This is a genomic window from Streptomyces sp. NTD107, assembly GCF_059510435.1.
On sequence record NZ_JCAJZV010000002.1, the window covers coordinates 44,705 to 64,117 of the forward strand.

Annotated in this window: 17 protein-coding genes; 9 read left to right on the top strand and 8 right to left on the bottom strand. The window is 72.1% G+C overall.

Features of this window, described 5'->3' with window-relative positions:
- The first annotated feature begins 5 nt into the window (after positions 1 to 5).
- Positions 6 to 410: an ectoine synthase gene (locus AC5WRL_RS03935; protein WP_496086856.1), complete on the top strand. Its 405-nt coding sequence runs from the start codon at positions 6 to 8 to the stop codon at positions 408 to 410.
- 76 nt (positions 411 to 486) lie between these two features.
- Positions 487 to 1,386: an ectoine hydroxylase gene (gene thpD / locus AC5WRL_RS03940; protein WP_496086857.1), complete on the top strand. Its 900-nt coding sequence runs from the start codon at positions 487 to 489 to the stop codon at positions 1,384 to 1,386.
- A gap of 91 nt (positions 1,387 to 1,477) precedes the next feature.
- Here thpD and AC5WRL_RS03945 read toward each other — a convergent pair whose 3' ends face one another.
- Both AC5WRL_RS03945 and AC5WRL_RS03950 read right to left on the bottom strand, forming a co-directional pair.
- The gene (locus tag AC5WRL_RS03945) at positions 1,478 to 2,590 is read right to left on the bottom strand and encodes a glycoside hydrolase family 53 protein (protein WP_496087507.1); all 1,113 of its coding nucleotides are present in this window, start codon (positions 2,588 to 2,590) and stop codon (positions 1,478 to 1,480) included.
- A gap of 81 nt (positions 2,591 to 2,671) precedes the next feature.
- Positions 2,672 to 4,696: a beta-galactosidase gene (locus AC5WRL_RS03950; protein ID WP_496086858.1), complete on the bottom strand. Its 2,025-nt coding sequence runs from the start codon at positions 4,694 to 4,696 to the stop codon at positions 2,672 to 2,674.
- A gap of 142 nt (positions 4,697 to 4,838) precedes the next feature.
- On the opposite strand from AC5WRL_RS03950, the gene AC5WRL_RS03955 reads away from it, so the two are divergent.
- The 5 genes from AC5WRL_RS03955 to AC5WRL_RS03975 are packed head-to-tail and all read left to right on the top strand — an operon-like array spanning position 4,839 to position 9,572.
- Positions 4,839 to 6,134 carry an extracellular solute-binding protein gene (locus AC5WRL_RS03955; RefSeq protein WP_496086859.1) on the top strand — a complete coding sequence of 432 codons (1,296 nt, stop codon included), beginning with the start codon at positions 4,839 to 4,841 and terminating at the stop codon, positions 6,132 to 6,134.
- Entirely contained in the window at positions 6,131 to 7,054 is a 924-nt protein-coding gene (locus tag AC5WRL_RS03960) for a carbohydrate ABC transporter permease (protein WP_496086860.1), read from the top strand. The genes AC5WRL_RS03955 and AC5WRL_RS03960 overlap by 4 nt, the downstream gene beginning before the upstream one ends.
- A gap of 59 nt (positions 7,055 to 7,113) precedes the next feature.
- Positions 7,114 to 7,938, top strand: coding sequence for a carbohydrate ABC transporter permease (locus AC5WRL_RS03965; RefSeq protein ID WP_496087508.1), 825 nt, complete (start codon positions 7,114 to 7,116; stop codon positions 7,936 to 7,938).
- Positions 7,935 to 8,963 (top strand): LacI family DNA-binding transcriptional regulator, encoded by a 1,029-nt coding sequence (locus AC5WRL_RS03970; protein ID WP_496086861.1) that lies wholly within the window; start codon positions 7,935 to 7,937, stop codon positions 8,961 to 8,963. The genes AC5WRL_RS03965 and AC5WRL_RS03970 overlap by 4 nt, the downstream gene beginning before the upstream one ends.
- A gap of 12 nt (positions 8,964 to 8,975) precedes the next feature.
- Positions 8,976 to 9,572, top strand: coding sequence for a DJ-1/PfpI family protein (locus tag AC5WRL_RS03975; RefSeq protein ID WP_496086862.1), 597 nt, complete (start codon positions 8,976 to 8,978; stop codon positions 9,570 to 9,572).
- Positions 9,573 to 9,585: 13 nt separating this feature from the next.
- On the opposite strand, the gene AC5WRL_RS03980 is transcribed toward AC5WRL_RS03975, so the two are convergent.
- The 3 genes from AC5WRL_RS03980 to AC5WRL_RS03990 all read right to left on the bottom strand — a co-directional run bounded on the left by AC5WRL_RS03980 (position 9,586) and on the right by AC5WRL_RS03990 (position 13,823).
- Complete coding sequence (locus AC5WRL_RS03980; RefSeq protein ID WP_496086863.1) at positions 9,586 to 11,532, bottom strand: PhoX family protein; 1,947 nt, start codon at positions 11,530 to 11,532, stop codon at positions 9,586 to 9,588.
- A 217-nt stretch (positions 11,533 to 11,749) separates the two neighbouring features.
- A complete protein-coding gene (locus AC5WRL_RS03985) occupies positions 11,750 to 12,043 on the bottom strand; it encodes a hypothetical protein (RefSeq protein WP_496086864.1) in 294 nt (97 codons plus the stop codon).
- A 241-nt stretch (positions 12,044 to 12,284) separates the two neighbouring features.
- Positions 12,285 to 13,823: an aldehyde dehydrogenase (NADP(+)) gene (locus AC5WRL_RS03990; protein ID WP_496086865.1), complete on the bottom strand. Its 1,539-nt coding sequence runs from the start codon at positions 13,821 to 13,823 to the stop codon at positions 12,285 to 12,287.
- Positions 13,824 to 13,930: 107 nt separating this feature from the next.
- Here AC5WRL_RS03990 and AC5WRL_RS03995 point away from each other — a divergent pair, with 107 nt between their 5' ends.
- A complete protein-coding gene (locus tag AC5WRL_RS03995; RefSeq protein ID WP_496086866.1) occupies positions 13,931 to 14,701 on the top strand; it encodes an IclR family transcriptional regulator in 771 nt (256 codons plus the stop codon).
- A 17-nt stretch (positions 14,702 to 14,718) separates the two neighbouring features.
- On the opposite strand, the gene AC5WRL_RS04000 is transcribed toward AC5WRL_RS03995, so the two are convergent.
- A complete protein-coding gene (locus AC5WRL_RS04000) occupies positions 14,719 to 15,351 on the bottom strand; it encodes a TetR/AcrR family transcriptional regulator (protein WP_496086867.1) in 633 nt (210 codons plus the stop codon).
- 69 nt (positions 15,352 to 15,420) lie between these two features.
- Between AC5WRL_RS04000 and AC5WRL_RS04005 the strand changes: the two genes are divergently transcribed.
- On the top strand, positions 15,421 to 16,686 hold the full coding sequence (locus tag AC5WRL_RS04005; RefSeq protein ID WP_496086868.1) for an MFS transporter: 1,266 nt from the start codon (positions 15,421 to 15,423) through the stop codon (positions 16,684 to 16,686).
- Here the strand turns inward: AC5WRL_RS04005 and AC5WRL_RS04010 are convergent.
- A complete protein-coding gene (locus AC5WRL_RS04010; protein ID WP_496086869.1) occupies positions 16,679 to 18,091 on the bottom strand; it encodes an NCS2 family permease in 1,413 nt (470 codons plus the stop codon). The genes AC5WRL_RS04005 and AC5WRL_RS04010 overlap by 8 nt on opposite strands.
- Positions 18,092 to 18,227: 136 nt before the next feature.
- Complete coding sequence (locus tag AC5WRL_RS04015; RefSeq protein ID WP_496087509.1) at positions 18,228 to 19,400, bottom strand: hypothetical protein; 1,173 nt, start codon at positions 19,398 to 19,400, stop codon at positions 18,228 to 18,230.
- Positions 19,401 to 19,413 lie beyond the last annotated feature (13 nt).

Consider the following 19,413-nt stretch of genomic DNA (forward strand, 5'->3'; position numbering starts at 1 on the left):
ACACCGTGATCGTCCGATCCATCAGCGACATCGAGGGCACCGACCGCGACATCGAGTCCGCGTCGGGCACCTGGCGCAGCAAGCGCATCATCCTGGCCAAGGAGCGCGTCGGGTTCTCCCTCCACGAGACGGTGCTGTACGCGGGCACCGAGACCTCGATGTGGTACGCCAACCACGTGGAAGCGGTCTTCTGCGTGGCGGGCGAGGCCGAGCTCACCAATGACAACACCGGCGAGAAGCACCGGATCACGCCCGGCACGATGTATCTGCTGGACGGCCACGAGAAGCACACCGTCCGGGCGAAGACCGACTTCAAGGTGCTGTGCGTCTTCAATCCGCCGGTCACCGGCCGCGAGGACCACGACGAGAACGGCGTCTATCCGCTGCTCACCGAACCCGAGGTGAGCTGACCCCCGCACCCGCCCCGCTCCGCACGCTCATCCGCACCCTCAGCACCCCCAGGAACCGGAAGGGAAGGCACGCACCATGACCATCGCCCGTGAACGCACCGCTGACCTGTACCCGACCCGTGGCGCCACCGAGGTGTCCACTCCGCGGCAGGACCCGGTGGTGTGGTCCCCGCCCGGCACCCCGGGGCCGGTCAGCGCGGAGCAGCTGGCCGGTCTGGAGCGGGACGGGTTCCTGTCCGTCGAATCGCTCATCGGGCAGGAGGAGGTGGCCGACTGTCGCGCCGAACTGGACCGGCTGGTCGCCGACCCGGACATCCGGGCGGACGAGCGCTCGATCATCGAGCCGCAGTCCCAGGAGATCCGCTCGGTGTTCGAGGTGCACAAGCTCAGCCAGGTCTTCGCGGGCCTGGTCCGCGACCCCCGGGTGGTGGGCATGGCGCGGCAGATCCTGGGCTCGGAGGTGTACGTCCATCAGTCGCGGATCAACGTCAAGCCGGGGTTCGGGGCCAGCGGCTTCTACTGGCACTCGGACTTCGAGACCTGGCACGCGGAGGACGGGCTGCCCCGGATGCGGACCATCTCGGTGTCGATCGCGCTGACCGAGAACCACGACACCAACGGCGGCCTGATGATCATGCCCGGTTCGCATCGGACGTTTCTCGGCTGCGCCGGTGAGACCCCGAAGGACAACTACAAGAAGTCGCTCCAGATGCAGGACGCCGGGACCCCCTCGAACGAGGCACTGACCCGCTTCGCGCGGGAGCACGGCATCAAGCTGTTCACCGGGCCGGCAGGTTCGGCGACCTGGTTCGACTGCAACTGCATGCACGGGTCGGGGGACAACATCACCCCGTACCCGCGCAGCAATGTGTTCATCGTCTTCAACAGCGTGGAGAACGCGGCGGTCGAGCCGTTCGCGGCGCCGATGCCGCGCCCCGACTACATCGGGGCCCGGGACTTCACCCCGGTGCGGTGAACGGCGCGGCACGGCGCACCGGTACGAGACGGGCCCCCGGCACCCCGCCGGCGGTGTCGGGGGCCCGGCCTCGCGTCCGCGTCCGGTCCGGCTACGCCCACCACATGGCGGGCAGCGCGCGGTCGTTGTAGTCGAACCATGCCTGGTTCTCCCAGCCGTTGCCGGAGGACGGGTCGGTCTCGTCCCAGCCGTTGCCGGGCACCGCGGTCCAGGCCGGCTCCCAGTAGAAGACGCCGAGCCCCCGCCCACCGGGCACGGAGGCCACCACCTCGCCGATGTCCCGCATCCAGGCGGTCTGTCCCGCCGGGGTGGCCGGGTAGCCGGGCACCAGCTGCGAGGGGCTGCTGATGATGTCCGGGTGGCTGTCCTTGCTCCCGAGCCGGAACGGGTACGCGGTCTCGGCGACCAGTACGTCCTTGCCGTAACGGCCGGCCGCGTCGTGCAGGTTGGTGCGCAGCTGGGCCAGTGTGCCGTGCCAGTAGCCGTAGAACGACAGCGCGATCACGTCGAAGGACACGCCGCGCGAGGTGGCGTTGTCGAACCACCAGCGGGTGCCGCCGTTGTCGCCGCCCTCCGCCAGGTGCAGGGCGATGCGGGTGCCGGGCGAGGCGGAACGGGCCGCCTGCACGCCGGCGTTGAGCAGTCCGGCGAGCTTGCCCCAGTCGGTGTAGCGGCCGTCGGGCCACAGCATGCCGCCGTTGATCTCGTTGCCGATCTGCGCCATGGCGGCGGGGGTGCCCTGCTGGACGAGCGAGCCGAGGATGTCGGCGGTGTGGTTCCGTACCGCCTGCTCAAGTGCGCTGCCGGTGAGGTTGTTCCAGGCGGCGGGCTTGAACTGTTTGCCGGGGTCGGCCCAGGTGTCGGAGTAGTGGAAGTCCACCAGCAGCCGCATGCCCTGGGCCTGGATCCGGCGGGCCATGGCCAGCAGCTGCGACTTGCCGTGGTAGCCGTCGGCGGAGTTGACCCAGACCTTGATCCGGGCCCAGTTGGAGCCGGCCTCGCGCAGGATCTGGATGGCGTCGCCCCGGGTGCCGTCCGCGTAGCGGAAGACGGCGCCCCTGGCCTCGCCCTTGGGGAGCGAGGACAGGTCCACGCCCCGGATGTTCAGCGCGGCGGCATGCGCGGTGCCGGCGGGGAGGGCGGCGAGCACGGCGGGGGTGGCGAGGGCCGCGGTGCCCAAGCGGAGCAGATTGCGTCGGCGCATCGTCAAGGGTCCCTTCCTTGAGTGGTGCCTGTGGGGTGGGGGGGTTGGCGCCGTTCCTCGGGTGACGGGCGGGGGGGGCGGTCAGTCGTCGAGGTGCAGGACGCGTACGGTGCCGGCCGGGACCGGCAGGGTGTCCGCCGCGCGTTCGCCGGTGAGCAGTTCACGGCCGCCGGCGCCGTCCAGCGGCACCTTGGCGTCGGTGTCGGTGTGGTTGATGACGAACAGATAGCGGCCGGCGGTGCCTTCGCGGCGTACCACCTCGACATCGCGCGGCAGGTCCTCGCGCGGGGCGATCCCGGCGTCCAGGCCGGCGGCGGCCAGCACGGTGTCCAGGCCGCCGGCGTCCAGCCGGGAGGCCACGTACCAGGCGGTGCCCGCGCCCAGTTCGTGCCGAGTGACGGCGGGGCAGCCCGCCGCCGGGCCGTCCGCGTACGTCCACACCGGCTCGGCGCCGCGCGCCACCACGGTCTCGGCCCAGACATCGGCGGTGAGCCGGTGGCCGTCCGGGCCCTCCAGGGTGACCCGTTCGCTCGCGCGCAGCGGCTGGAACTCCTCGACGGTCAGGCCGAGGACGTCGCGCAGCGCGCCGGGGTGCGGTCCCGGGTGGACGGCGTCGTGCTCGTCGACGATGCCGGAGAAGTAGTGGACGACGAGGGTGCCGCCGCCCGCCACGTAGGCGCGGAGGTTACGGCCGGCCGCCTCGGTGGTCAGGTACAGCGCGGGCACGACCACCAGCGGGTAGCGGCTGAGATCGGCCTCGGGGTGCGCGAAGTCGACGGTGAGATGCCGGTCGAAGAGCGCGGCGTACACGGCCTCGGCGCGTTCGCGGGTGTCGAGGTCCTGGCTGGGGCGCCACTCCAGCTTCTGGGCCCACCAGGACTGCCAGTCCCAGACGATGGCGGCGTCGGCGACGGTGCGGGTGCCGCGCAGCGGGGCCAGCGCCTCGATGTGCGCGCCCAGGGCCACCACCTCGCGCCAGATCCGGCTGTCGGTGCCGGCGTGCGGCACCATCGCGGAGTGGAACTTCTCGGCGCCGGCCCGGGAGGCGCGCCACTGGAAGAACATGGCGCCCTCGGAGCCGCGCGCGATGTGGGCGAGGCTGTTGCGGGCCATCTCGCCGGGGCGCTTGGCGATGCCGCGCGGCTGCCAGTTGACGCCGCTGGTGGAGTGTTCGAGCAGCAGCCAGGGCTTGCCCTCGCCGACCGAGCGGGACAGGTCGGCGGCCATGGAGAGGTTGAGGTGGTTGCGATCGTCCTCGGCCACCAGATAGTGGTCGTTGGTGACGATGTCGACTTCCTTGGCCCACTTCCAGTAGTCGAGGGTGTCGCACTGGGTGGGCGAGACCATGAAGTTGGTGGTGACGGGGACGCCGGGTGACAGCTGGTGCAGCAGATCGCGTTCGCGGCGGAAGTTGTCCAGGGCGCTGTCACTGGCGAACCGGGCGAAGTCCAGGCGCTGGGCCGGGTTGCAGGTGGTGGGGGTGAGCCGGGGCGGGGTGATCTCGTCCCAGTCGCCGTACGCCTGGCCCCAGAAGGCGGTGCCCCAGGCGGCGTTGAGCGCGTCCAGGGTCCGGTAGCGGTCGGCGAGCCAGCGGCGGAAGTGCGCGGCGGAGGTGTCGCAGTAGCACTCCAGGACGGGCACGCCGTACTCGTTGTGGACGTGCCACATGGCGACGGCGGGATGGTGGCCGTACCGCTCGCCCAGGGCGCGGGTGATGCCGGCGGCGGCTTCCTGGTAGGCGGGTGAGCTGTGGCAGATGGCGCCGCGGGAGCCGAAGGCGTACCGTACGCCCTCGCGGTTGACCGGCAGCGCCTGGGGGTGGGCGCGGTAGAACCAGGCGGGCGGCACCACGGTGGGGGTGGCGAGGTCGGCCCTGATGCCGGCGGTGTGCAGCAGGTCGAGCAGCCGGTCCAACCAGCCGAAGTCGTACGCGCCCGGGCTGGGCTCCAGCTTGGCCCAGGAGAAGATCCCGACGCTGACCATGGTCACCCCGGCCTCGCGCATCAGGGCGATGTCCTCTTCCCAGGTCTCCTCCGGCCACTGCTCGGGGTTGTAGTCACCGCCGTAGGCGAGGCGGCCTGGGCCCTGGGGGGCGGCGTGCGGCATGGGTACTCCTGGGCATCGCTGGGAACGTGCACAGCCTCCGTCGGCTGCATCACACCAACATAACCGCACAGCATCAACCATTGACAAGTGTCTGTTCTGTTTCTCTACTGTGAACGCTCACAGTCCCTGCCAGGGAGGCATCATGAATCACCGCACCGTCGCGGTACTGGCCGCCACCGTCTTCTCCTCCGTCGCCCTCGCCGGCTGCGGCGGCTCCTCGGACGACTCCGCGTCCTCCGGACCCGTCAAGCTCACCTACTGGGCCTGGGCCCCGGGCATGGACCAGGTCGTCAAACTGTGGAACGACGCCAACCCCGACATCCAGGTCACGGTGAAGAAGCAGGCCAGCGGCGACGACCTGGTCACCAAGACCATCACCGCCGCCAAGGCCGGCAACGCCCCCGATCTGATGCAGGCCGAGTACCAGGCGCTGCCCACCCTGGTCAGCAACGACGTGCTCGCCGACATCTCCGGACAGGTCGCCGATGCCGAGGACGCCTTCGCCCCGGGACTGTGGCAGCAGGTCACCCTCGGCACCGACGCCGTCTACGCGCTCCCGCAGGACTCCGGGCCGCTCATGTTCTACTACCGGACCGACCTGTTCGAGCAGTACGGGCTGAGCGTCCCCACCACCTGGGACGAGTTCGCCGACACCGCCCGCGAACTCAAGGCGCAGGCCCCCGACAAGGCGCTCACCACCTTCTCCGCCAACGACGCCGGACTGTTCGCCGGGCTCGCCCAGCAGGCCGGCGCCCGGTGGTGGACCACCGAGGGCGAGCAGTGGAAGGTCGCCATCGACGACGAGGCCACCGGCAGGGTCGCCGACTTCTGGGGCGGCCTGGTCGCCGAGGGCGCCATCGACAACCAGCCGATGTACACCCCCGCCTGGAACAACGCCCTCAACACCGGCGAGCAGCTCGCCTGGGTGAGCGCCGTGTGGGCCCCCGGCACCCTCACCACCGCCGCCCCCGACACGGCCGGCAAGTGGGCCATGGCCCCGCTCCCCCAGTGGAACGCCGGCGAGAACATCACCGGCAGCTGGGGCGGCTCCACCACCGCCGTCACCAACAACGCCCGCGACAAGGACGCCGCCGCCGAGTTCGCCACCTGGCTCAACACCGACCCCGAGGCGCTCGCCGCCCTGGTGAAGCACGGCGGCATCTACCCGGCCGCCACCGCCGCCCAGAGCGGCGGCGCACTCGCCGAGGCCCCCGAATTCTTCGCCGGCCAGCCCGACTTCTACACCACCGCGGCGCAGATAGCCGAAGGCACCGCACCCGCCGCCTGGGGCCCCAACACCAACGTCGCCTATGCCACGTTCAACGACGCCTTCGGCCAGGCGGCCCGCGACAAGAGCGACTTCGGCGCCGCGCTCACCACCATGCAGCGCGCCACCGTCGACGACCTCGCGGGCCACGGCTTCCAGGTCACCGAGTGAGCGAGCGCCGCACGTCGTACGGGGCGCCGCGCCGCGCCCCCTACGTGTTCCTCCTCCCCGCCGGGATCCTCTTCGCGCTGTTCTTCGCGCTGCCCATCGGCTACGCGATCTATCTCTCGCTGCGCAAGATCGAGGTCAAGGGCCTGGGCCTGGGCGCCGGCGCCCGCTCCGAGGTGTGGGCCGGGTTCGGCAACTACACCGCCGCGCTCAGCGACCCGGTACTGCTGGACGGCGCCCTGCGGGTCCTCATCTACGGGCTGATCGTGGTCCCCGTGATGCTCGGCCTGGCGCTGCTGTTCGCCCTCATGCTGGACTCCGACCGGGTACGCGGCCGGGCCTTCACCCGGCTGGCGATCTTCCTGCCGTACGCCGTCCCCGGCGTCATCGCCGCCCTGCTGTGGGGCTTCCTCTACCTCCCCTCGGTCAGCCCGCTGCACTACGCCCTGGACACCTTCGGCCTGCCGCAGCCCGATCTGCTCAGCGGCGGCGCGCTGTATGTCGCCCTGGCCAACATCGCGGTGTGGGGCGGCACCGGCTTCAACATGATCGTCATCTACACGGCGCTGCGCTCGATCCCCGCCGAGGTGTACGAGGCGGCCCGGCTGGACGGCTGCTCGCAGTGGCAGATCGCCTGGCGGATCAAGATCCCGATGGTGGCCCCCTCGCTGGTGCTGACCTTCTTCTTCTCGGTCATCGCCACCCTCCAGGTCTACAACGAGCCGACCACCCTGCGCCCGCTCACCAACAGCCTGTCCACCACCTGGAGTCCGCTGATGAAGGTGTATCAGGACGCCTTCGTGGGCGGCGACATCCACTCCGCCTCGGCCACCGCCGTGATCATCGCCGTGGTGACCTTCGCCCTGTCCTTCGGCTTTCTGCGGGTGGCAGGCGCCCGTTCCCGGCGGGAGGAGAACCGATGACCGCCCCGACCACGACCACCACGGCCCCCACCACCCGCACGCCCACCCGCGTACAGCGCATGGGCGGCTGGCTGCCCACAGCGGCACTGTTCCTGGGCGCGGCGTACTGCCTCCTCCCCGTGGTGTGGGTGGTGATGGCCGCCACCAAGTCCGGCAGCGAACTCTTCTCCACCTTCACCTTCGCCCCCGGCACCGGATTCGCCGAGAACCTGGGCGAGCTGTCCGCCTACCGGGACGGCGTCTACTGGAAGTGGATGGCCAACTCGGCGCTGTACGCGGGGCTTGGCGCGCTGTTGTCCGCCGCCGTCTCGGCGGTCAGCGGCTACGCGCTGGCGCTGTACCGCTTCCGGGGCCGCGAGACCGTCTTCAACGTGCTGCTGGCCGGGGTGCTGATGCCGCCGGTGATCCTGGCGGTGCCGCAGTACCTCCTGATGTCCGAGGTGTCGCTGACGGACAGTCATCTCTCGGTGCTGCTTCCGGTGATCCTCTCCCCGTACGGCATCTATCTGGGCCGGATCTACGCCGCCGCGGCCGTACCGCCCGATGTGGTGGAGGCGGGCCGGATGGACGGCGCCGGGGAGTGGCGGATCTTCCGAACCGTGGCGCTGCCGATGATGCTGCCGGGTCTGGTGACGATCTTCCTCTTCCAGTTCGTCGCCATCTGGAACAACTTCCTGCTGCCGTACATCATGCTGAGCGACGACGAGAAGTTCCCGCTGACGCTGGGCCTGTTCACGCTCCTCAACCAGGGAGCCAACACCCCGGCGCTGTACACCCTGGTGATCACCGGGGCACTGCTGGCGGTGGTCCCGCTGATCGCGCTCTTCCTGTTCATCCAGCGGTTCTGGAGCCTTGACCTGCTCTCCGGCGCCGTAAAGTCGTGACCATGTCCGTACCAGCGCGGCGCCGGCGGGCGCCGACGATCCACGACGTGGCCCGGGAGGCCGGGGTCTCCCGGGGCACCGTCTCCCGGGTCCTCAACGGCGGCCACAACGTCTCCGCCGCCTCCGCCCGCGCGGTGGAGGAAGCGATCCGCAAGACGGGCTATGTCGTCAACCGCCATGCCCGCTCGCTGATCACCGGCCGCTCGGGCTCGGCGGCGTTTCTGCTGACCGAGCCGCAGGAGAAGTTCTTCGAGGACCCGAACTTCAATGTGCTGCTGCGCGGTTGCACCCAGGCGCTGGCCGCGCACGACATCCCGCTGCTGATGATGATCGCCGGCACCCGGGAGGAACAGCGGCGGCTGCTGCGCTATGTGACATCCGGTCATGTGGACGGAGTGCTGCTGGTCTCCAGCCACACCGGCGACCCGGTGGCCGAGCAACTGGTACGGGCCGGGGTGCCGGTGGTGCTGTGCGGCAAGCCGATGGGGCCGGGCCGGATGGCGCACGTGGCGGCGGACGACCGCGACGGCGCCCGGGAGATGGTGCGCCACCTGGTGGGCCTCGGCCGGCGCCGGATCGGTACGGTCACCGGCCCGCTGGACACCCCCGGCGGGGTGGAACGGCTGGCCGGCTACCGGGAGGTGCTGGCGGCGGCCGGGCTCGCGGCCGACGACGATCTGGTGGCGGCCGGGGACTACAGCCGGGAGGGCGGCGAGCGGGCGGCGGCCGAACTGCTGGCCCGCCGCCCCGACCTCGACGCGCTGTTCGTGGCCTCGGACCTGATGGCGCAGGGCGCGCTCACCGCGCTGGCGGCGGCCGGCCGGCGGGTGCCGGAGGAGGTGGCGGTCGGCGGGTTCGACGACTCGTCGGCGGCGGTCGCCTCCCGGCCGGCGCTGACCACGATCCGGCAGCCGTGGGACCGGATCAGCCAGGAGATGGTGCGGCTGCTGCTGGCGCAGATCAGCGGCGAGGACACCTCGGCGGTGATCCTGCCGACCGAGCTGGTCCGCCGCCAGTCCGCGTAGTTGGATGTCCCCATGAGCGACGTACAGCGCATCGGAATCTTTCTCTTCCCGCAGGTCGAGGAGCTGGACGCGATCGGCCCGTGGGAGGTGCTGGCGTTCTGGACGCGGAACTTCCCCGAGGACGGCTGGGAGGTCTTCACCTTCTCCGCCGACGGCGCACCCGTGGAGTGCGCCAAGGGCCTGACGGTGGCCGCCCACCACGCGCGCGACACCATGCCGGCCCTGGACGTCCTGCTGTACCCGGGCGGGCGGGGCACCCGCCCGCAGCTGACGGACGAGCCGCAGCTGGCGTGGGTGCGCGCCCAGCGCTCGACGGTGCCGCTGCTGACCAGCGTGTGCACCGGCGCGCTGGTGTACGCGGCGGCCGGCCTGCTGACCGGCCGCCCCGCCACCACCCACTGGGGCTCCCTGGAACGGCTCGCGGAGCTGGATCCCACCATCGAGGTGCGCGCCGAGGCCCGCTTCGTCGACGACGGCGACATCATCACCTCGTCCGGGGTCTCCGCCGGCATCGACATGGGGCTGCACCTGGTGGCCCGGCTGGCCGGCCCCGACCGGGCCCGCCAGGTCCGCCGGGGCATCCAGTACGACCCGCAGCCGCCCGTGTGACGCGGCCCGCCGCTCAGGCGCCGATGATGCCGCCGTCCGTGCGGCGGATGGCGACCGTCGCGGAGCGGGGGCGGCCCTCGGGGTCGAAGTCCGGCCAGTTGCTCACCGCCCGGGGGTTGTCGGGGGTGGGCGCGCCCCAGGCCACCGTGGCCTCGCCCGGGTGCTGGACGTTGACGAACATGGTGCGCTGGTCGGGGGTGGTGATGCACCCGGTGATCTCGGCGCCGCGCGGGCCGGTCAGGAAGCGGCGGATCTCACCGGTCTTCGGGTCGGCGGCCAGCATCTGGTTGTTGCCGATGCGGTCGTAGCCCTTCTCCGGGAGGTTCTGCGAGGAGTTGGAGACATCGGTGAGGATCCACAGCCGGCCGTCCGGGTCGAACCACAGGCCGTCCGGGGAGCCGAATCGGTTCTCCTCGGTGAGCGGGGTGCGGTCGTCGTACGCCGGGTCGCCGGCCAGCACGAAGATGTCCCAGTCGAAGGTGGTGGCGGTGTTGTCGCCGTTCTTCTCGCTCCAGCGGATGATGTGGCCGTACGGGTTCGGGGTGCGGGGGTTGGCCTCGCCACCCCGGCCGCTGCCGTTGGTGAGGGTGCAGTAGACGTCCTGGTTGCGGGGGTTGACCGCGATCCACTCGGGACGGTCCATGGGTGTGGCGCCCAGCGCGTCGGCGGCCTCGCGGGTGCGCAGCAGCACATCGGCCTGGTCGGCCCAGCCGTTCGCCTTGGTCAGCGGGCCCTTGCCGTGAGTGAGCGGCAGCCAGCGGCCGGTGCCGTCGTCGTCGAAGCGGGCGACGTACAGGGTGCCGTGGTCCAGCGGGCTGCGGCCCAGGGCACGCTGGGCACGCCAGGGGGCGGAGCCGACGAACTTGTAGAGGTAATCGCCGTCCTGGTCGTCCCCGGTGTAGGCGACGATCCGGCCGCGCGACTCGGTGAGGACACAGCCCTCGTGCTTGATGCGGCCGAGGGCGGTGCGCTTGACGGGGGTGGAGCGCGGGTTCATCGGGTCGATCTCCGTGACCCAGCCGAAGCGGTTGAGCTCATTGCCGTTGACGGCGACGTCGAAGCGCGGGTCGGCCTCGTGCCAGCGGTAGCCGGAGCCCTCGCGGTTGATGCCGTAGCGGGCCTGCTGCGGGGTGGGCGCCCAGTCGGGGTCCTCGGTGCCGAAGTAGGCGTTGAAGTTCTCCTCGCAGGCGAGGTAGGTGCCCCAGGGGGTGACGCCGTGCGAGCAGTTGTTGATGGTGCCCTGCGGGGCGTTGTTGGCGCGCAGCGCGGGGTGGTTGGCGCCGACCGGTCCGGAGAAGGTGACGGGGGTGGCGGCGGTGACCCGGCGGGCCCGCGGGGAGTCCACGACCTGCCAGCGGCCGTCGCGTCCGGCGGCGATCTCGACGATGGACACCCCGTGGGCGGCGACCCCCTTGGCGACCTTCTCGCGGGTGATCTCGGCATCGCCGTCGGGGAAGAGGAGTTGCTGGTCGATGTACTCGTGGTTGAGCACCAGCATGCCGCGCCGGTTCTGCTCGCTGCCCCGGCCGAGCGGGAAGAAGTGCATCCCGTCGTGGTTCATGCCGACCTGCTGCTCCTGGTCGGCGGCGGAGTTGGAGCCGTCCTTGCGCCAGGCGGGGCCGCCGGGGCGGATGGGAGTGCCCCAGGGGATGAGGACCTGCGCCTCGTAGCCGTCCGGGACGGTGAGGCCGTCTGCGGCGGAGGTGGGCACCGGGCTGAACCCGAGGAAGGGCCGACTGCCACCACCGCGCCCCGGTGCGGCGGCGGCGGGGGTGGCTGCGGCCGGTGCGGTCCCGCCACCCGCCACCAGGAACCCGGCGGCGGCGACCGCACCACCGGCCAGCACCGAACGGCGACTCAGCGCCCGGGCGGCGACCTCCCGGAAGGGCCGGTTGCCAGAGGGGTTGGAACTCACCTCGTCCGGGTCGATCTGCGGGAAAACCGGGCGCTGGAGTGACATTCGCGGGATCCTCACTGCCGGGAACGTGACATTTCCGTGAGGTTAAGAGCGGCCAGTAACGCTGAAAAGCATTCAAGATGAATACGCGCCTATTTCCGCCATACGGCGCAGCGGGGGGCGGGCAGCCGCCGGAGGACCCGCCGGGCGGCGCCAACGACACTGCCGGACGGGACCACACGGGGGTATTGGCGGGCCCTCACGTCGCCCATCAGGCAGATCATGCTTCGGGCCCGAGGGGCCGGAGATCGTAGAGGTATGAGCGGTCGCCTTTGAAGCTGCGCCAGACGGTGACCGGAGGTTCGGGGTCGTCAGCGCGGCTGTCGAGGGGATGGGCGGTGACGAGGCCATCCGCGACCTCGCAGCGCCAGCCGTCGGCCGGCGACCAGACACACCAAACGTTCCCGTCCGTCCGGCGGTAGGCGGGGCGGCCATTGCGTTCGCCGTCGCGTTCAAAGGTGTGGCGGAGCCCGTCGAGGTGGCGGACGAAGGCAAAGGATGTCAGCGTCGTCATGCCTGGGAACGGTAAGAGGATCGCGACGGCTTCGGACCCTCGTGAGCCGGTTGACGGCGCGCTCGACCTCGTTGCGTCGTGCGCTGTATGCCTTGCCGCCCTGCGGGCGGAGATGCTCGATGACCTCGATCGTCGGCGTCGCGGGAGGCACCGGCGGCCGGACAAGGCCACCGCGGGCGACGCGAGGGCCCGGATGCCGGAGCACCGGGCCCTCGCGTTGTCTGTCCGGTGATACGGGCGGTCAGCCCTCCCGCTTGCCGTTCACCCGCCGGGGCAGGCCGAGCGGGTTGGCGTCGGTCAGTTCCCGCGGGAGCAGGGCCTGCGGGGTGGACTGGTAGACCACCGGGCGCAGCCAGCGCTCGATCGCGGTGGCGCCCACCGAGGTCGAGGTCGAGGTGGTGGCCGGGTACGGGCCGCCGTGGTGCTGGGCGGTCGCCACCGCGACCCCGGTCGGCCAGCCGTTGACCAGCACGCGGCCGGCCAGCGGGGTCAGCTCGGCGACCAGCGCCGCCGCGTCGCCGCTCTCCCCCGCCGCCTCGGCGGCACTCAGCTGCACGGTGGCGGTGAGGTTGCCGGGCAGTCGCTCCAGCACCTGGCTGACCTCGCCGGTGTCGCGGTAGCGGGCGACGACGGTGAGCGGGCCGAAGCACTCCTCCAGCAGCAGTTCGTGCGCCTCCTGCTCCTGGTCCGCCAGGCGCGCCGCCGGCACCGTCAGGAACCCGGGCACCACGGTCTGCTCCTCGCCGGCCCCGGCCGGGGCGGAGGTGGTGACCTCGTCCAGGGCGGTACGGGAGGCGACGCCCGCGATGAAGTTCTCCCGCATCCGGGCGTCCAGCAGCACGCCGGGCGCGGTGGCGGACAGCTTCTCGCCGAGGGTCGCGATCAGCCGGTCGCCGGCCTCGCCCTCCGGGGCGAGGACCAGGCCCGGCTTGACGCAGAACTGGCCGGTTCCCAGCGTCACCGAGCCGGCCAGCCCCTCGCCGATCTCCTCGGCCCGCTCGGCGGCGGCGGCCTCGGTGATGACCACCGGGTTGAGGCTGCCCAGCTCGCCGTGGAAGGGAATGGGGGTGGGACGGGCGGCGGCGGCGTCGAACAGTGCGCGTCCGCCGCGTACCGAACCGGTGAAGCCAGCGGCGCAGACCAGCGGATGCTTGATCAGCTCGATGCCGGCCTCGAAGCCGTACACCACCGACACCACGTCCTCCGGCAGCCCCACCTGGGCGGCGGCACGGCGCAGCGCGGCGCCGGTGCGGGCGGAGGTGGCGGGGTGGTCGGGGTGCGCCTTGACGACGACCGGGCAGCCGGCGGCGAGCGCGGAGGCGGTGTCGCCGCCGGGGACGGAGAAGGCGAGCGGGAAGTTGGAGGCGGAGTAGACCGCGACCACGCCCAGCGGGATCTTGTAGCGGCGCAGATCGGGCCGGGGCGGGGCGAGGGTGGGGTCGGCGTGGTCGATGATGACGCCCAGGTAGGCGCCGTCCTCGATCTCGTCGGCGAAGGCGCGCAGCTGTCCGGTGGTGCGGGCGAGTTCGCCGGTGAGCCGGGGTACGCCGAGGGCGGTCTCGGCGTCGGCGGCGGCGATGATGTCCTCGCCGTCGGCCTCCAGCGCGTCGGCGGCGGCGCGCAGCAGCGCGATCCGGCTCGCGCGGTCGGCCAGCCGCTCGGTGGTGGCGTGCGCGGCACGGACCGCCTGGTCCACATCTGCGGCGGTGGCCTCGGTGGTGACCTGCTCCCGCCGCTTCCCGGTCCGGGGGTCCACGCTCCACACTGGTTCTGCTGACACCGGTCGTTCCTCCCGCGGCGAACGTTCGATATGCTGAACATCGTCCCTGTATGTGAATATGGGACGCTCACGACTCTATAGCGGTTCGAACAAAGGGGTCAAGGTCGATGGCAGTCGGCGAGACGGGCGCATCCCCGGTCAAATCCGCGGTACGGACGGTGGAGCTGCTGGAGTTCTTCGCGGGACGCCCCGGCATGCACTCGCTCGCCGCTGTGCAGTCGGCGGTCGGCTACCCGAAGTCGAGTCTGTACATGCTGCTGCGCACCCTGGTGGAGCTGGGCTGGGTGGAGACCGACCCGACCGGCACCCGGTACGGCATCGGGGTACGGGCGCTGCTGGTGGGCACCTCGTACATCGACGGCGACGAGGTGGTGGCGGCGGCCCGCACCACGCTGGACCGGCTCTCGGACGAGACGACCGAGACCATCCACCTGGCGCGGCTGGACGGCACCAGCGTGGTCTATCTGGCGACCCGTCAGTCCGGCCACTATCTGCGCCCCTTCACCCGGGTCGGCCGCCGGCTCCCGGCGCACTCCACCTCACTCGGCAAGGCGCTGCTGGCGACGTACCCGGACGAGCAGATCCGGGAGCTGCTGCCGGTGGAGCTCGACGCGCTGACCGAGCACACGATCACGGACCGGGAGCGGCTGATCGAGGAGCTGGCGACGGTGCGGGAGCGGGGCTACGCGATCGACCGCGAGGAGAACACGCTGGGCCTGACCTGCTACGGCGTGGCCATCCCGTACCGCACCCCGGCGCGCGACGCGATCAGTTGCTCGATCCCGGTGGCGCGGCTGACGGAGGCGCACGAGCAGCAGATCAGGGAGGCGATGCTGCACGCGCGGGACCGTCTGACCCTGGCCACCCGGCACCTGTGATCGACGGGTGATCACGGTCACGCCCGGTGGGCCGACCGCCAGGTGTCGGTCGCGACGCCGGCCAGGACGGTGTTGACGACCTGTTCGGCCAGGCCGGGGGTGATCGGCAGGTGGTTGAACAACGCGCGGTAGTACGTGGTCGCCGCGAGCATGTCGAGCAGGAGGTCGATGTCCGCGTCCGCGCGGATGTCGCCCCGCGCGATGCCCCGGCGCAGGGCCGCCGCCGTTGACGCGCGGCGGGGGTGGAAGAAGCGGTCCAGGAAGGCCGATTCCAGTTCCGGGTCGTCGGCCAGGTCGGCGACCAGCGCGGGGAGCGCGCGTCGGCCGATGTCGGTGGTGAAGGCCCGGGTGAGGGTGTTGATCCCGGCGATCAGGTCGCAGTGCGTGCAGTCGGTGTCCGGGGTGGGTTCGGTGCCGATCACGGCGGCCAGCGAGTCCACCACCAGATGCTGGCGGGAGCGCCAGCGCCGGCGCAGGGCGGGTTTGCTGGTGCCGGCCCGGGCGGCGACCGCCTCCATGGTGAGTCTGCCGTAGCCGCTCTCGTTGAGGATCTCCAGCACGGCTCGGGGTACGGCCTCGTCGATGCGTACGTCCCGTGGTCTGCCGGGTCGCTGCTGCGGGGCGCCGCTGGGGGTGCTGCTGCTGAGCATGGCTCCACTATAGGTAAGCTCAATAACGTTCCGATCCGGAACGGAATGAAATCTGGGAGGAGCACCCCCATGACCCGGCAGAGCGTCTTCGCCCCGCCCCACCGCGCACTCACCCTCGGCGTCGTGCTGTCCGTCAGCACCGTCGCCTTCGAATCCCTCGGCGTCGCCACCGTGCTGCCCGACGTGGCACGCAGACTCGACGGCCTGGGCTCGTACGGCTGGGGCCTGTCCGCGCTGATGCTCGCCAACATCATCGGCACCGTCCTGGCCGGCCGCGCCGCCGACCGGGGCGGGGTGCGCTGCCCCATGGCACTCGGCCTGCTGATCTTCGCCGCCGGCTGCGCCCTCGCCGGCGCCGCCGGCAACTGGCCGGTGTTCCTGCTCGGCCGCTTCGTCCAGGGCCTCGGCGTCGGCGCCGTCATGGCCATGGCCTACACCGTCATCGGCCTCGCCTACCCCGAGCACCTGCGCGCCCGGATGTTCGCGCTGCTCTCCTCCGCCTGGACCATCCCCTCCCTCATCGGCCCGGTCCTGGCCGGCACCCTCACCGAGCACACCACCTGGCGCGCCGTCTTCCTGCTCGTGCCGCCGCTGGTCGGGATCGCCGCCCTGCTCACCCTCCCCGCGCTGCCCGCGCCCACCCCGGCGCCCGCCCCCACCGGGCGACGCGGCCGCGGCCCGCTGCTCGCCGCCACCGCCCTCACCCTGGGCACCGCCGCCTTCCTCCAGGCCCTGCTGCTGCGCAACCTCCCCCTCCTGATCCTGCTGGCGGTCGCCGGACTCGCCCTCGCCCTCCCGGCGCTGCGCCGGGTCACCCCCGAGGGCACCCTCACCCTGCGGCACGGCATCGGCGCCGGGGTCGGGATACGGGCCCTGCTGTGCGCCGTCTACTTCGGCAGCGAGGCGTTTCTCCCGCTGGGCCTCCAGGAGGTACGCGGCCTGGGCGCCACCGAGGCGGGCCTCGGCCTGGCCGCCGGGGCGGTCACCTGGGTGGCCGGGTCCGCCCTCCAGGCCCGCCGGGACAGCACCGCGCCCGGCGCCCGCGCCCGCAGCACGGCGCTCGGGTTCGGCATCCTGCTGGCCGGAGTGGCGCTCATCGGGCTCGCCATCGTGACCCATGCGGTACCGGCCCATGTCGCCGTCCTCGGCTGGGCGGTCGGCGGCCTCGGAATGGGCATGGCCTTCAACGCCTCCACCACCGACACCCTCGAACAGACTCCGGCCGCACGGCAGGGCGAGGTGAGCGCGGCGCTCCAGCTGGCCCAGACGCTGGCCACCGCCGTACTCGCCGGGCTCGGCGGCGCCGCCGTGCGGATGTCTTCGCGCGTCAGCTGACGCCCAGCACCTGCTGCACCGGGTCGATCGCGAAGTAGATCACGAACAGCGTGGCGGTCAGCCACAGCATCCAGTTGATCTCGCGGAGCCGCCCGGTCACCGCCTTCAGCAGCACGTACGCGATGAAGCCGGCGCCGATGCCGTTGGTGATGGAGTAGGTGAACGGCATCACCGCGATGGTGACGAACGCCGGGACGGCCAGTGTGTAGTCGTTCCAGTCGATCCGCGCCACCTGGGTCATCATCAGGAAGCCGACCGCCACCAGCGCGGGCGCCGCCGCCTGGGCCGGCACCACGGCCGCCAGCGGGGAGAACAGCAGCGCCAGCGCGAACAGCGCGCCGGTCACCAGGTTGGCGAAGCCGGTACGGGCGCCCTCCCCGACCCCGGCGGCCGACTCGATGTAGGAGGTGCCGGAGGAGGCGGACGCCGCGCCGCCGGCCGCCGCCGCCAGGCCGTCCACGAAGAGCAGCCGGCCCAGGCGCGGCACCCGGCCCTTCTCGTCCAGCAGCCCGGCCTCGCCGGAGACGGCGACGGCCGTCCCCATGCTGTCGAAGAAGTCGGTCAGGAACAGCGTGAAGGTGATCAGCAGCACGGTGATCCAGGTGATCTCACCGAAGGCGCCGAACAGGCTGAACTGCCCGAGCAGACCGAAGTCGGGGGTGCCGACGAGGTTGTCGGGCAGCTTGGGGACGGTCAGGCCCCACGCCTCGTCGTCGATGTCGGCGATCGCGTTGATGATGATCGCCAGCACCGTGGTGGTGACGATGGAGATCAGGATGGCGCCCTTGGTCCTGCGGGCCATCAGTGCCAGGGTCAGCAGCACGCCGAGGCAGAACACCAGCACCGGCCAGCCGGCCAGCTCACCGGTGGCGCCGAGCGAGAGCGGGGTGCCGTCGCCGGGGGCGGTGAAGCCGGCGTTCACGAAGCCGATCAGCGCGATGAACATGCCGATGCCGACCCCGATGGCCTGCTTGAGCGCCATCGGGATGGCGTCCATCACCTTCTGCCGCAGCCCGGTGGCCGCCAGGGCACACAGGATCAGGCCCTCGATGACCACCAGGCCCATGGCGTCCGGCCAGCTCATCCGGGGCGCGATCTGATAGGCGACCATCGCGTTGATGCCGAGCCCGGCGGCCAGCGCCAGCGGCAGGTTGGCGGTGATGCCCATCAGCGCGGTCATGATCGCCGCCACCAGCGCGGTGGCGGTGACCACCTGCTGGAAGTCCAGCTGGTTGCCGTACGCGTCCTCGGCGCCGCTGAGGATGATCGGGTTCAGCACCAGGATGTAGGCCATGGCGAAGAACGTGGCGAACCCGCCCCGTATCTCCCGGCCCACGGTGGAGCCGCGCGCCGATATCTGGAAGAAGGTGTCGGCACGTTCGATGAGCGCGGGGCGGGACGGCATGGGCTTCCTCGGTGATGTGAAGCGTGGTGACGCGGGGATGGGGACCGGGGGGATTCTGCCTGCCGAGCCAGCCGTAAAGGTTTACGCGGTGTAACACGATGCCGCACCGTTACGGAATCGCGCTCCGGGGCACCGCTCAGGGCAGCCGGGCGAGGGCGTGCCGGACCAGGGCCAGATCTTCGGCGGTGGCCAGGCCGGCGTGGTAGAGCCGCAGTTCGGTGGCGCCCAGCGAGGCGGCGTGTGCGGCGTCGTCAACCAGGGTACCGGGGTTGCCGCCCATTCCCGCGACCACCTGGAAGTTGGCCGCCAGCACGGTGCCCGGGCGGCGGTGCGCGGCGAACGGCGGCAGCACGGCGGTACGGGCGGCGGCGTCGCCGGTGCACGGCAGCACCACCCCGTCCGCGTGCGCCAGCACCCGCGCCGGGTCGACGCCCGCGTTGGCGCCCAGCGCGCGCGGCGCCGGGTGGGCGTGCAGCAGCACCCGGAAGCCGGGCAGTCCGCGCTCGCGCGCCCGCTCCCGTACGGCGGCCACCGTCTCGCGCTGGAAGGTGTCGGCCGCCGCCCCGCGCCAGCCGGTCACCGCCGCGCTCTCCGCCTCCGACAGCTCGCCGTCGAGGGCCCGGCCCGCCCAGGCGGGGGCCAGGAGTTCCCGGACCCGGGCGCGCAGCCGCTCCGGATCGGCCCCGTGGTCGGCGTACCCGCGCTCGCACACCGCGCAGAAGCACAGCGACATCAGCCAGCGCCCGTACGCGCCGAGCGGGGCGCCGGCGATCTTGTCGTGGGCGTGCGGGTGCTCCAGGCCGTACCAGCCGCAGGACTCCAGCTCGGTGCCGGTGGTGCCGGGCCGCACCGCCGCCTCGGCGGCGAGCCGGGCCGCGTACGTACGCACCTCGGGGCGGGCGACGCACGGCGCCCACGGGTAGTGGTCGCCGTGCGCGTTGCGCACCGTGCTGCCGGGGTGTTCGCGGCCGAGCCGGGAGTTGTGGGCGAGGATCACCCACGAGTGGACGTCGAGCCCGGCGGCGGCGAGCGCGGTGGCGGCCTCGCCGTACGGGTCCTCGCCCGGCAGCCAGCTCTGGGCGGCGGGGCGCAGCGCGGAGCCGGCCCAGTGGGCGGGGTCGGCGGGGTAGTACACGGCGGAGTGCCGGGCGGTGACGATGCGGTGGCGGGGGTGGCGCGGGGTGAGGGCGCGGGTGGCGTGGTACGCGGCGGCGAGGGTGATCTGCTGGACGCCGAGGCCGGCGATCAGCTCGGGGGCGGCCGGGTCGCCGGCGATGTCCCAGGGGTAGAGGAAGGCGGAGGTACGCATCGGGGGCGTGGTC